We start from the raw sequence: 13,394 nt of genomic DNA, 5'->3' as shown, positions 1-13,394 counted from the left end.
TCGTACTGGATGTACTTGGGTCGGGGCCCGGTGCGGCGAGAGTGCGTGCATGGCGTCGCGCGGCAGACGGGAGTTTGACGACAGGGCCTAGGGAGACAGAAGCACAGTCGGGGGGCGCCCGAACGGTAAGAGGCCCCCCGAGGTCAAGCAGCGGTTCCTCGAACTGATACACGAAGGCGTGAGCCACAGAGAGGCCGGCCGAAGGAGAACTGTCCCGGCGATAGTCGGGGGTGAGCAGATCGCGGTCGCCGCCCACCGCTGTTCATCCAGAACACCGGGGCGCAAGAGCGTCGGCTGCCGAAGCCGCTCGCCATCGGGGACGTCAAGTAGCGTCGCGGGCGTCTTGGCCCCGCCCGCTCCGGCGTGTCCGGGCTGCCCCGCCCCAGAAGCCGGCCGCCGCGCGAGGCGCGGCGTCTTGCAGCGGGTAGACCAGCGGGCGTGATCAGGGCGTCCTGGTGTTCGGTCCGTAGCCCGCACCGAGGAGTCGAACCGAGTCGGCTCGCTTCACAGGGGTCCCCAGGTCTCGGCCTGTCGGCGCAGCTGATGCTGTACCAATGCGATGGCTGGCGGTGTGGGTCCGGTGCGTGTGACGAGATAGAGGGTGTTGAGTGGCTGGATCTGCGTATGGTGCAGCAGTTCGAGCGAGCCGGCGGCGAGAGCGGGGTCGGCCAGGTAGCGCGGCAGTACAGAGATCCCGGCACCGGCGATGACGGCGGTCAGCACGGCCCGCAGGTCGGGCACGATCATCGAGACCGGGTTGGGTGGCCGGCGGCCGAACTCGCTTCGCCAGTAACGGCGGATGATCGGCAGTTCCCGGCTGTAGGCCACGATCGGCAGATGGGCGAGTGCCGCCAGGGGGTCCTCGGCCAGCCAGTTCTGGTCGATCGAGCGGGCCGTCGTGGGGGTCGCCACCAAGACGAACTCCTCGTCGACGAACGGCATGGCGGTAAGACCGCGCTTGCCGGCTGAGGGCCGGACGGAGGACACGACCAGGTCCAGTTCCCCGTCAGCGAGGCCGGTCAGCAGGTCCTGGGCCAGTCCGAGCGTGATGTGCAGGTGCAGGCTGCCGCTGACCAAGGGTGCCAAAGCCGGGATCAGCCGTGCAGCAGTCAGCTCCCCTGCCGCGCCGAGCCGGACCGTGCCTTGATGGGCCTGGCCGTCGGTGTCCTGAGTCAAGGCGCCCCGCAACTGGTCCAGGGGGGAGGCGATGCGTCGGGCGAGCTCGTGCGCAGGTGGCGTCGGGACGGCTCCGCGCCTGGAGCGTTCGAAGAGCACCGTATCCATCTGGCCTTCGAGACGCGCCAACTGACCACTGACGGCGGGCTGGGAGACGCCCAGAGCCGCGGCAGCAGCGGTCAGTGAGCCGCGGCGGTAGATCTCCAGAAAGGTCGCCAGCAGATCGAGATCGCTCATGCAAGAAGGCTACATAAGAATCCTTATGGAAGGCGCCGACCAACAACGAGATTTTGATGGAAAGTAGGGGGCGTCCGCCAAACACTGACTCGGAGGAGTAACCCGCCATGGCGAAGATTCTTATGATCATCTCGGCCGCAGACAACCTGGTCCTGGCCGACGGCAGCGCTCACCCCACCGGCTACTGGGCGGAGGAGGTGGCCGCGTCCCACAAGGTGCTCGTCGAAGCGGGCCACCAGGTGGACATCGCCACTCCCGCCGGAACCCGCCCCACCGTAGATCCCATCTCGCTGGATGAGCGCGGCGGTGTGGAGGCGGCCGACGGCGCCGAGTTCCGCACTTACCTGGACTCGATCGCCGCGAGCCTCGACACGCCGCTCGACCTTGGCTCGGTCAAGGCCACCGACTACGACGCGGTCTACCTGCCCGGCGGTCACGCGCCCATGGCCGACCTGGCAGACAATCCCGCACTGGGCACGCTGCTCACCGAGGCCGACCAGCGCGGTCTGACCATCGCCGCGCTGTGCCACGGCGCCGCCGCTCTGCTCAGCGCGACCGACGCCGGCGGGACTTTCCTGTTCGCCGGCCGCAGCCTCACGGGCTTCACGAACGACGAAGAGCGCCAGGGCGGCCTCGGCGACGCTACGCCGTGGCTCGTCGAAGACCGCCTCAGCGAGCGCGGCGCGCACTTCCGGGCGGGCGCACCGTGGTCGGACACCGTCGTCGTCGACGGCAACCTGATTACCGGGCAGAACCCGCAGTCCAGCGTGACCACGGCGAAGGAAGTCCTCGCAGCCCTGCAGAGCGCCTGACCGCCGTCCGCCCGACCGCACGAGGAGGGCGGCGGAAGCGGGGTGGTACGGGGGCCCCGCAGTACCACCTCGGCGACGCCGCCCAGCACCGCAGCTGTGACCGGCGAACTGAACGGCACGGTCCGATGTCGGAATGCTTTCGCATATCGACCCCTGCCGTCTTCGCCATGACCTCTCGGAGGTGCGCCTTCGAGCGACTGCGCTGCGACCGCATCTCGCCCGATCGGTTGCGTGACGGACCCGGCCCGCGAGGCCGTAGCCGGGCTGGGCGGCCGTTCCGGCACGGGCGAAGGTGGTACGCGACGTAGGCCGTCCCACCGGTCCAGTAACCAAGAACGCTCCGGTCCACGGCGCGACGCATCGAACGACGCGGTTGCGCGGGCACTCACGTGCGCAGCACCCCTCTGCTGGACATGGTCCTACCCGAAGTACCGACACCTGTTAAGACAGTGTTACTCCCTCGTGCTCCGCTGTCTGGCACTTCAAAGTCCCTGGGTGAGCGCGGAGTTGCAACCAACAAGTAACCGCCCAACACGGTGTATGGTGCAAAGGTCGGTACGCCGACCAGTGGGCATAAATGCCCCCACGACCAGCAAGGAATCGTCGTGCGGCGAACGGCGACGGTAGGAGGAGTCCCACTTGACCGACAGCGCTCCAAACGTCATAGCGGGTCGCCTGCAGCGCGGTCGCGACCGGGTGTTCACCGGCCGAACGGCGGAACTCGCGGTCTTCCGTGCCGCTCTGGCCGGTGACGAGGGGGCCCCGGCGGTGCTCTTCGTGCATGGGCCCGGGGGTATCGGCAAGTCGATGCTGCTGCGTCGCTTCGCGGCCGAGGCACGGACAGCGGGCCGGCCGGTGCTGGAGATCGACGGTCGCATCGTTCAGCCGACGCCGGAGGCGTTCGAACGGGAGGCCGAGACGGCGTTCACCAGGGACGGCACGGTCCTGATCATCGACACCTTCGAACGCTGTCAGGGGCTGGAGGGGTGGCTGCGGGAGAAGTTCCTGCCGAGGCTGCCGGACGGTGCGGTGGCGGTGATCGCCGGCCGGCAGCCACCGGATGCGGAGTGGACCTCGGACCCGGGGTGGGCGGACCTGCTGTACCGGATGGCACTGCGCAATCTGTCACCGGATGAGGCCACCGCTCTCCTACGTGCCCGCGGAGTACCCCGGCACAGCCAGGCCGAGTTGCTGGCCTTCACCGGCGGGCATCCCCTCGCCCTGGCGCTGGCCGCCGCGGTAGCGGTCCGGGAACCCGCCCGCACCACCCGCTGGAAACCCAGCATGGACGTCGTCGCGACACTGCTCACCCGGCTGGTCGGCGAGGTCCCCTCACCGCTGCACCGTCGGGCCCTGGAGGTGTGCGCCCGCGTTCACGTGACCACGGAAACACTGCTTCGGGTCGTCCTGGGCGATGACGCCGCGCACATGTTCGCCTGGCTGCGTGAGCTCCCGTTCATCGAGTCCACACAGGACGGCCTCTTCCCGCACGACGTGGTCCGGCAGGCGCTGGAGGAGGACCTGCGCTGGCGCGACCCGGACGGCTACACCGAACTGCACGGCATACTCGGCCGCCACCTGTTCGAACAGATCCGCACCCAGCCCGTTATCGGGACACTGTCCGCCGTGCGCTCCTTCCTCTTCCTGTACCGCGACGACCGGTACATGTCCGACTTCAACAGCTGGCGGGAAACAGGCGAGGTCCGGCTGACCCCGTACGACGCGGACGACCGGCACAGGATCGAAGCACTGGCGACCGAGATCGAGGGCCGTGAGTCGGCCGCCCTCGCGCAGGCGTGGCTCGAACAGCGGCCGGACGCGTTCCGGATGTGCCGCACCGCGCGTGAGAACAAAGCGGTCGGCTTCTCCGCCTGGCTACAGCTCACCGAGGCTCCGGACGCCTTCCACGACCCCGTGGCCGAGGCGGCATGGAACCACGCCCGGGCCACCCAGCCCATCCGCGAAGGCGAGCATGTGGCGGTGGCCCGCTTCTCCGTGACCTCACCGCAGTACCCGAAAATCTCCCCGGTCGAAAACCTCCACCAGTGGCGGACGCTGGCGGAGGTCGCGAAGACCGAGGGCCGGGTGGCATGGATGTACGTCGTCGTACGGGCGGGGACGTTCTGGACGCCGTACATGACCAGCCTTGGACTGCAGCCCATCGCGGAGCAGCCACGCGTGGGCGCCCTCACCTACACACTGTTCGCCATCGACTGGCGGGTCCAGCCGGTATGGGCCTGGGCCGAGGAGAAGACCCGGCTGATGCTGTCCCACATCCGGCACGGGGCACGCACCGCTCAAGCCGGCGACGAGGAGATGCGGCACGGCACGGAGTTCACCGTCCTGTCACGCCCCGAATTCGACGCCGCGCTACGCGACGCGCTCCGCAGCTTCTTCCGGCCACAGGAATGGGCCTCCAACCCGCTCACACGCAGCAGGCTGACCGCAGGCACCGGCCGCACACTGCCACAGATCCTGGCGGACGCAGTCGAGGGCCTGCGCGCAGAAGGAGGCGGAGAAAAGTACTACCGGGCGGTGTACCAGACTTACCTCACCAAGGGCATGCCCACCCAGCAGGCGGTCGCCGCACGGCTGGGCCTGCCCTTCAGCACCTACCGCAGACACCTCACCGCAGGCATCACCCGGCTGAGCGACGCATTGTGGCGCCAGGAGATCTACGGGCACCCGACATCAACCGACCGGCCGTATCCGGCAGCACAAGGCTTCGCACTACAGGGTTACTGACCTGTACGGCCGACGCCTGCCGGTTGGCGCGCCGCTTGCCCTGCCGGGCTCGCGAGGACGAGGAGCAGATGCGCAAAGCGCTCCCGAGCCCGTGCCACATCACCGTCGAGGATCAGCTGTGAGGTCACCGCGTCGTACGCCTCGATAACAAAACGGATCGCATCCTCGCGACGACCGGGTGCCGAGGGCACCGCTCCGTGTGCGGTCAGTCCGTCCGCCACCAGTTCGGCCAGCCTGCGGCGCACGCCCAAATGCAGTTGCGCCGCTGCCGGACGGCGGGCCGCATATGCCCTGGCATCGGCCTCAAGCAACAGCCACCTCGGCTCCGACAGCACCACCCTGGCCAGTCGTCCGATCAGGAGGGAGCATTGGTTCGGGGCTGCCGTTGCGGTTCCAGCCGTCTCGAAGACGGTGGCGACGCGGCGGCGGAACACAGCCGCCTGCTCCTCGTACAACGCCTGGAACAACTCGTCGACGGTCTCGAAGTTCGAGTAGAAGGCCCCCCGGCTGAAGCCGGCTTCGGCGCAGATCTCCTCGATCGACACCTTGCCGTAGCCCTTCGCCGCGAACACCGAGAAGGCCGCTGACAACAATCGGGCTCTGGTCCGTCCCCGCCGGCACCCCGGACTCAACCGGAACCTACCGCGGCCAGCAGTTCCGCTCGCGACGGCCCGGGTTCCCACGGCTGCTCAGCGAGCCGCCCGAGAGCGAAAACGCGTTCGACCAGCGCCGGATCGCTGAATGCCGTCTCCGGTGTGGCCAGTAGGGCAGCCGTGGCAGCAACTGCCCGCAGGATGTCAGGATCGCGCAACTTCACGGTGTCCAAGGTCCTCCTGAACTGCCAGTCAGGTCCGCCCGGTTCGTAGACGGCGGGAGGCTGGCGACTCAGACCTTCTATCTCGGCCAGCCGGTGGCGGTCCCACACCCCCAGGTGGTGATGGAATCGGCCCAAAATCCCTTCGGTGACCTGGTGGAACCCTAGCGTGAGCCTCTGGGGATCGTCGGCATCCCGAGTGCGCAGCAGGGCACGGAGCAGCGTTGCCTGCAGCAGTCCCAAAGACACACCGAGACCGAACAGCGGATTGGTCGTGGCCCAGGCGTCGCCGATACTCACGATCCCCGTGGCCACGGGCACACCGCTCACCACGTAGGCGCGGCGCCGACTCTCCATCCCCGACATGGCGATGACCCCAGTGACGGGCTCTCCGTTCCCGGCCCAGCGCGCCTCAGCGGGGAAAAGGCGCAGCGCCGCGTCCCACGCCTGCTCGCGATGCAGCAGTCTCAGCGCCCGGTCTTGGCTGGAGACGAAGAATGACACCGACCGGAGGCCGGCGTCACCGGCGCAGGAAATGGTGGAGACACTCTCGTAGTGGGCACTGGGCCACAGCGGCACGTCGGCCTCCGTCCCGGAGGCGGCTCGGAAGTAGCGGGTGTAAGCCAGAAAAGCAGACTCGTCACGCTCTTCCACAGGACCCGGTGCACCCAGGTCACGCAGCATGCGGCCCACCGGCGAGTTGCGACCCGCCGCGTCCACGACGAGATCCGCCAGCACTGCTTCGCCGTCCGCTGTGAGTACCCCCACCACGTGCGGTCGCCGCGACACCCGCTCCCGCCCGGCCAGCAGTGCTCTGACACCAGTGTGCCGGCGCACGGTCACACCGGCTGTCCGGCAGGCGACAGCGTCAAGGGCTGCCTCGAAGAGAGGGCGGCGGACATCCATCATCATGAAGCATTCGTCCCCCGGGCGTTCCCCGTCCAGGAGGCCGAAACGACGGGCGCCGTCCAGCAGGTTGCCCGGCCGCAGTCCCATGCTGGTCAATTCATCCAAAACCTCTGGAATTTGAGTCCTCAGCGTCCGGAACACGGCTGGCAACAACAGATGCGGGTGACGGAACTGGGTGACTCCGGGGCGCGACCACGACGCCCAGGCAGCCTCAGCACCGCCCGGGGGCGGGCCGGCGTCCCGTTCGAGCACAGTCACTCGGTGACCGTCCCGGGCCAGCATCACCGCCAAGGCCAGCCCGGTCGGGCCCGCTCCGATCACCAGCGCATGCATCGCTTCATCTCCTCCGGTCGACGACGCGCTCATGATGTGGCGAAGCGGTGCTCACCTCACAGATCGGTTGACTGCCCGTTCAGTAGTCATCTCCGCTCACCGGCAGGGTGTCACCCAAAAAATGTCCGAAGTCACCTCTGAGGACCGGTGGCACTTGACCAGCGTGGTGTCTCCCTCATGCCGTCGACCACGAGGTAAGGCCGCTGACTTTACGACATGTCGCCGTTCACCGTCGGCGCCGTAGTACCGGACAGCAGCCCTTGCCCTTGCTCGTCGACCAGATGGATCTCGGTGGCCCGCGGGACCCCGGCCCAGACCGTGATCACCGGGCCCCGTGCCTGCTCCTCCTGGCGGTTCCATCCGGGCCCGGCCGTCACGTGGGGCACCCTCAGTGTGCTGAAGCCCGGCAGACCGTGAAGTCGACATTTACCTCCCAGGCGACCAGCCCGGCCGTATCCGCCCGAGCCGGCAGCCCGGACCAGGCGCCGCCGCCCCCAGCGCCAGAAGAGGCCGTAAACCGTCCGCCATGGCTCCCATTCGGACGGCAAGTCTTGTCAGGAACACCAGTCGCACCCTTCACCGGATGCCGTCGATCAGCTTCCGTCCTACCCCCGGACACCGGTCGGCGGAACTCACAAATGGCTCGCCCGCCCTCGCATCGAACCGATCAGGCCGTGTGCCCGTTGAACGAGTGACGCACCGTCCATACCCCCGAGGTCGATGCGCGGCGGGGGTCCCGGCGTTCCTGTGACGGGACCCCCGCAACTCCCGAGGCCACCCACTGCCTGTTCGAACCCACCCGGCGTTCCCGGCCCTCGCATAAAAGCCCGATCGGACCTCCAAGGCGACCCGGTGAGCAGCCGGGAACGAAAGCGGGGCGAGAAGCGTGATCCTGTCCTGCCCCACTGTCGTCGGGTCGTCCGAAGCCGAGCGTCTCCTGTGCGAAGTCGGCGGGGGCCGGGCGGAGGCGGGCCCGGGCCGTCCGGATGTGCGGCCTCTCGGCGCTCGGCGTTCATTCCAGCCGCCGGCGGGCGTGCGGGCGGCCTCGATCTCTTCAGACCAAGGCAGATCGGTCATCTCTAGTGCTGTGACCGAGATGGTTCACCGTGTTGCTGCCAGCGGTGACGGGTGTCGGGCCGGTTGGCTGTGAGGCGGCGACGGCCCATCCGACAGGTGGAGGCGCGGGGGCAGAGCCCGTTCGAGTCGACGCTGGACGCCCTTTGCCTCGGACAGGATGACGGCCTCTTCAGACGCGCAGCGCCAGGGGGTACCGAAACGGGTACACCTGCAGCAGTAGCGCACGTTGGAAACCGGAGGCCCCAACTGGGACACCTCCTGCGCGATCTCCGCTGCTGGGTCTTTCGGAGTCCGCTGGCTCGCGGACGTACGCCATGCCCGCGAGCAACAAGTCGAGCGGCACCGAGTGCAGGTCCTGATCGAGCAGGGTGACAGCGTGGCGCCGAGCCGAGGAGATCCGCGCCTTTTACGACACAGCGCGCACCCGAGCCGACGGCGGCTCGCCGGACGAACTGAAGTGGTTGCAATGGGCCAAGGCATACGCGGAAGGCATCGATCCGCTGGAGACACCGCCTGGTCCGTCGGCCAGCCGCCAGGCAATGCACCAACTCCTCCAAGTAAATCCATGATGAGACAAGGCGGAGGATCGTTTATGCGGCGATGGTGAGCGGAGAGTCCAGGCGTTGCCAAGCGCCGAGGACGGCCTTGTGGGCGTCGGGTTGCAGGTGGGCGTAGCGCTGGGTGGTCTGGAAGCTCTCGTGGCCGAGAAGGTGCTGGACCTCGTACAGCGAGACTCCCTTCGAGCCACGAGGCGCAGGTGCGGCGCATCGAATGCGGCGGACAGTACGGGACGGGCTGCTGCTCGCCGTCGCTGTCGAAGTAGGGGGCGCCGTCGACGGCCGGCCACCAGTTCTGTCGGCGCAAGTCGCCGTCGTCGAGGCGGCGGCCGGCCCGGCCCTTGGTGATGGTGGTGAAGACCAGCGCCTCACGGTCGAGCCGGTGGATGTGACGCTCGAGCGCCTCCGGGGCGAGAGGCGGGAGCGGGACCTCGCGGCGGCTCTTGGAGCTCTTCGGGTGTCAAATGTGCGTCACGAGTGTCGTTTCAGCGTCAAGAGGTCGCCCGTAACGCCCACACCGCACATACTGTGCACGCATAAAAGCGCAGGTCAGGAGCCCTTTGCGGCCGGTTCGAGGATGGCGACACACTCCACGTGGTGCGTCATCGGAAAGATGTCAGCAGGCGAAGGACGGGGCATCTCCGCAGGTCAGGGGCAGTTTACGCGTCAGCCTGAAGGCCCCTGGGGCGCCCGGAGCGTCAAACGAGCGTCACGGGTCACGTTCGCCGGAGCGGTGTATCGACGGCTCTCGCTCACCTCGTGCCGACCGCCACGGAGGGGGTGGGCGGGTTCGGGGGCTCGGTGAGGTGCTGGGTGCCGCCCAGGGAGGTGCAGGCGTGCACCCCGGAGGTGAGCAGAACACATGCCTTGGCTGTTGAGGGGCTTGGCGCTGGGACCATCGCGCTGAACGTGTCGGTGTCGTAGTGGACCTTGTTCTGGTATGTCCGGCCCCCCTCGCCGACGACCCGGGCGATGTCGCCGGGGTGTCCCCAGCTGATACGGGACCAGGCAGCCTTGCAGGCATCGCTGTAGCGCAGCTCCACGTAGACCCCGGCGACCCTGTACAGGGCAGCGGTCCAGGCGTCGCCGCCGCAGCCGGTTTGTCCGGGGTTTTTTCCGGCACAGCTGTCCGCGAAGCAGTTCACGTCGAGTTGCCTGGTCGGGGCGTCCTTGCCCACGGTGCCGTCCCGGTCGCCGTGCGCGCCCGAATGCCGGCCGAAAGCGCCGTACAACGAGACGGACAGGCCAACGGCGGCGGCCAGGGCGACCACCGTCCGGATCAGCTGCCGCCGACCGAACCGACGGCTCACGGACGGCGGCTCTTCGGCCTGTGCGGCGGGAGCGCGCTCCGTTACGGGAGCGGATTCCTCGAACGGCCGGTCGTGGCCGTCGGCGGCATTGCGGGCCCCGTCCGTTTCACTGGTTCCATGGTCGTGCCAAGCGGTGTTCGCCAGTTCCCACAGCGCCACGAGCCGGGCGGGATCGGCGTCGGCCAGCTTGCCGAGGGAGGTCACCGCGTGCTGCGGTGGCAGTGCCTTGCCGTTCAGATAGCGTTCCCAGGAGGACTTGCTGTACGGAGTGCGGCGGCCGAGTACGGCCAGACTCAGCCCGGCGCGGTCCTTTAAGTTCCGCAGTTCGACGACCAGATGCCGGACATCCGAGGTGAGGCCGCCGGGTAACGGCTTCCAGTCAGTCACGTACGCCCTCCGGGCCAGTGCTCTCTGGGACCATCACTTTCTTCCCTACTGTATCGACGCGGGCGATCGCGGAACCGCTGGTTTTGCTCAACAGGGCGCGCGCACAACGCATTGACGTCACGACGGTGAGACGGTGCCATGGGTGAAGGGACGACGGCGCGCGCCGCGCTGTGCGTAGTGATTCTGGCGGTGGTATGTGCGGGGTCCGGGGCCCCGCGGAACCACCAGTCCCACGACCGGCGCGGCGGCGTGATCGTCGCCAACCGGCTGGGGGCCACACAGCAGTTGGCGGTCGGCCGCAGCCGGCGCAGCGATCTGATCGGCCTGTGGCAGAGCGTGCTGTGGGCCGACGGGTATTTGGCACGCTCCTCGGTCACCTGCACGTACGACCAGGCGACGGCCGAGGCCACCCGCGTCTGGCAGAGCAATCACCACCTGTCTGCGGACGGGATCGTCGGGTCGGCCACCTGGGGTGCAGCAGCGGAGCGCATAGTCCCCGTCGGCCAGTGGATGGTCTACCAGGGCGAACGCTATGGCCTCCCGTTGCGCCAGGCACCGGACGGCGTCTACGAGGTCTATGACGCCGGGCGGTTCCATCGGCTGCGCACGAACGCTGTCACCCTCACGCGCTGCCGCTGACGGCGTCGATCCAGCTGTCGTACTGTGCGACGCCGAGTTGTCGGCCATGCACGACGACCGTGGCACGTGCCGCGTCCGGCCCGCTCGCCACCATCGACGTGTACGCCCCGCCGCCGGTGGCCGTCTGCTGGTCACCGCCCGTTGTGGCGATCCGCAACCCTGCCGTCGCCGCCGCGATGTCGACCTCCGCCCAGCTCGCCCGGCAGGCGGGGCTGTACCGAAGCGTCAGGACGCGGCCGTACGCGCGCAGCCGGTGGACGACGACACTGTCGCGGTCGCACCTTTCGCGGTAGGGGTCCAGGCCCCGGCAGCCGGCCGCCCGGCACCCCGCGGCCGCCCCGTCCGCCGCGCTGTGCAAGGGCCACGGCCAGGCCGGCGCTCCCGATGGAGTGCCGGCCGGCAGGCGGCCTGCCTCCGTCCCGCTGATCCAGCTGTCCCATGGCCGGGCGAGCAGCACGGCGGCCAGCAACGAGCAAGCGGCGACAGCGGCCAGTACACCCGCGTGCGCCACTCGAAAGCCACGCGAGGACGGCCGATCCTCAGCCGGTGGGCCTGTGGGCACGGCGTCCGGGAGATCCGGGTCCCGTACGTCACCTGCCGGACGCAGCGGTGCGGGTGACGGGGCAGTGTCGTCAGCCGGGCGCTCTCCGGTCCAGGCGTGGGCCGCCGATTCCCACAGCACCCGCAGGGATTCGACATCGGCCTGCGCCAACCGCCCCAGTCCGACCACCGCCGCCCACGGGGGCAGTCTCCGCCCGTTGAGGTACCGCAGCCACGAACTACGGCTGTAACCGGTCTTGGCAGCGACGGTCATGGTGTTCATCTCACACCGGTCCACGTACCGCCGCAGCTCTCGCACCAGTCGGACCACCTCGGCAGGCAGGTCGCCCCGCAGCGGCTGCCAGCGTCCCACGTCGGCGTCCCCCTTCTCCCGCAGCGCCCACTATCTCACAGGCGTCCCGTCACGCCACCCATCCGCCGGACGTCTCCGCAGGTCAGAAGGGCTCTCGTCCCAGGATTGAGGCAATTGGCGGGCAGCGCTCGCCCGCAGCCGTCCGCCCCCTCCAGACTCGGGAAGGTACCTGCATGACGGCCCCGGATCGGCCATCCTGGCCGTCCCGGAAGAGGAACCGTGCGGCGGCACCCAACGCTCTGCACACGGAAGCCCTCGGCCCACGTCCGGGCTTCCGGTCCGGCCGTCGCGGGTGCGCACGCCACTTATGCACGCTGCGGGGGAATTCCGACATGACGGCTCACGGCAGTTCGCCCGGCACGGACGAGCTGGAGATCGCGAACACCACGTCGACCACCACCGGCGGGCGCCGTAGGCCGCCCACCGCCAGAAGGCAGGGATTCGGCGCCGGGCGGCGGTACCGCGCCGCCGCCGACCGCCCGGCAGCACCGGAAACCGCCCTGCCGGGCGAGCTTCAGGTTCCGGTACGGATGGCCGCGCCCGATCCGACGGAGCGTCGCCATGTCGATCTGGGGCCGGTACGGCTGTCGTTGCTCAGCCTGCCCGTGCCACCGGCCGTTCTGGAAATGGGGGGCCAGTATCACGGCGGCCTGCCGCTGACCTGGCACCTGGTCTTCGCACCGCGCGAGCCACTGGTCCTCGGCCGCGATCAGCGGCCCGTGCGGCTGGAGTCCGGCAGCGTGATGTTGTGGGAGCCCGCCGAGCCGCTCCGGCTCTCCGCCGGCGCGTCCGCCGGCTCCGACGCAGTCCGCGCGCTGGTCCTGCACCTGCCCGAAGCGGCCCTGCCGCTGCCCGGCAAGGTGCTGCGCGACATCTCCGGTCGTCCCGCGCCGACCGGGTCGGGCCCGGCGGTCCTCCTCGCGTCCTTCGTCTTCGGGCTGGCCACGCACGTGCCTTCCGCCGAGGACCGACACACCGCCTGGCTGGGCACCGCCGCCGTCAACCTCGCGACGGCCTTCCTCGACAGTGAGACCGCACGGCTTCAGGGCGGCCGGACCGGCCCACGCCCGGCCGAACCGATGCCCACCCGCCCGCACCCCGTCCCACCCGCCACCGACCTACTGCTGGACGGCATCAAGACGTACATCGAGCACCACCTGCACGACCCCGACCTGTCACCCACCTCCATCGCCGCCGCCAACCACATCTCGCTGCGCTACCTGCACCACCTGTTCCAGCGGGACGGGCGCACCGTCGGCGCGTTCCTGCGCGAACGGCGCCTGGAGCACTGCCGGGCCGATCTGTCCGACCCGGCCAAGGCGCAGCGCAGCGTCTGCGAGATCGCGAGGCGCTGGGGCTTCCGCGATCCAGCGGTGTTCAACCGGACGTTCAAGTCGGTCTACGGGGTCACGCCCGGCACGTACCGCAGGCAGCGACTGCAGTGATGACCGGACACCGGCCAGGCATGCGCAGGCGGCCTGCGGG

The 13,394-nt window shown here is 69.1% G+C and carries 10 protein-coding genes; 4 read left to right on the top strand and 6 right to left on the bottom strand.

Annotation, left to right across the window (positions count from 1 at the left end):
* Positions 1–504 precede the first annotated feature (504 nt).
* Positions 505–1,413 (bottom strand): LysR family transcriptional regulator, encoded by a 909-nt coding sequence (locus AB0L21_RS24265; protein WP_365786320.1) that lies wholly within the window; start codon positions 1,411–1,413, stop codon positions 505–507.
* A 107-nt stretch (positions 1,414–1,520) separates the two neighbouring features.
* Between AB0L21_RS24265 and AB0L21_RS24260 the strand changes: the two genes are divergently transcribed.
* Together AB0L21_RS24260 and AB0L21_RS24255 are read left to right on the top strand one after the other, a co-directional pair.
* Positions 1,521–2,225, top strand: a complete 705-nt coding sequence (locus tag AB0L21_RS24260; protein ID WP_365786318.1) for a type 1 glutamine amidotransferase domain-containing protein — start codon at positions 1,521–1,523, stop codon at positions 2,223–2,225.
* 639 nt (positions 2,226–2,864) lie between these two features.
* Positions 2,865–4,970, top strand: coding sequence for an ATP-binding protein (locus AB0L21_RS24255; protein ID WP_365705763.1), 2,106 nt, complete (start codon positions 2,865–2,867; stop codon positions 4,968–4,970).
* On the opposite strand, the gene AB0L21_RS24250 is transcribed toward AB0L21_RS24255, so the two are convergent.
* The 4 genes from AB0L21_RS24250 to AB0L21_RS24235 all read right to left on the bottom strand — a co-directional run bounded on the left by AB0L21_RS24250 (position 4,964) and on the right by AB0L21_RS24235 (position 10,357).
* Positions 4,964–5,560, bottom strand: a complete 597-nt coding sequence (locus AB0L21_RS24250; protein WP_365786316.1) for a TetR/AcrR family transcriptional regulator — start codon at positions 5,558–5,560, stop codon at positions 4,964–4,966. The genes AB0L21_RS24255 and AB0L21_RS24250 overlap by 7 nt on opposite strands.
* A gap of 38 nt (positions 5,561–5,598) precedes the next feature.
* A complete protein-coding gene (locus AB0L21_RS24245; protein ID WP_365786314.1) occupies positions 5,599–7,026 on the bottom strand; it encodes an FAD-dependent oxidoreductase in 1,428 nt (475 codons plus the stop codon).
* A gap of 209 nt (positions 7,027–7,235) precedes the next feature.
* Positions 7,236–7,403 carry a hypothetical protein gene (locus tag AB0L21_RS24240; protein WP_365786312.1) on the bottom strand — a complete coding sequence of 56 codons (168 nt, stop codon included), beginning with the start codon at positions 7,401–7,403 and terminating at the stop codon, positions 7,236–7,238.
* Positions 7,404–9,412: 2,009 nt separating this feature from the next.
* A complete protein-coding gene (locus tag AB0L21_RS24235; RefSeq protein ID WP_365705757.1) occupies positions 9,413–10,357 on the bottom strand; it encodes a DUF2690 domain-containing protein in 945 nt (314 codons plus the stop codon).
* Positions 10,358–10,495: 138 nt separating this feature from the next.
* On the opposite strand from AB0L21_RS24235, the gene AB0L21_RS24230 reads away from it, so the two are divergent.
* Complete coding sequence (locus tag AB0L21_RS24230) at positions 10,496–10,996, top strand: peptidoglycan-binding domain-containing protein (protein WP_365786310.1); 501 nt, start codon at positions 10,496–10,498, stop codon at positions 10,994–10,996.
* On the opposite strand, the gene AB0L21_RS24225 is transcribed toward AB0L21_RS24230, so the two are convergent.
* Positions 10,980–11,909 (bottom strand): DUF2690 domain-containing protein, encoded by a 930-nt coding sequence (locus AB0L21_RS24225; protein ID WP_365705753.1) that lies wholly within the window; start codon positions 11,907–11,909, stop codon positions 10,980–10,982. The two genes, AB0L21_RS24230 and AB0L21_RS24225, sit on opposite strands and share 17 nt — an antisense overlap.
* Before the next feature lie 332 nt (positions 11,910–12,241).
* On the opposite strand from AB0L21_RS24225, the gene AB0L21_RS24220 reads away from it, so the two are divergent.
* A complete protein-coding gene (locus AB0L21_RS24220; RefSeq protein WP_365705751.1) occupies positions 12,242–13,354 on the top strand; it encodes a helix-turn-helix transcriptional regulator in 1,113 nt (370 codons plus the stop codon).
* Positions 13,355–13,394 lie beyond the last annotated feature (40 nt).

This window comes from Streptomyces sp. NPDC052721, assembly GCF_040678315.1.
GTDB lineage: Bacteria > Actinomycetota > Actinomycetes > Streptomycetales > Streptomycetaceae > Streptomyces.
Note: the sequence above shows the minus strand (reverse complement) of the source record. Positions and strands in the feature narration are given on the sequence as shown.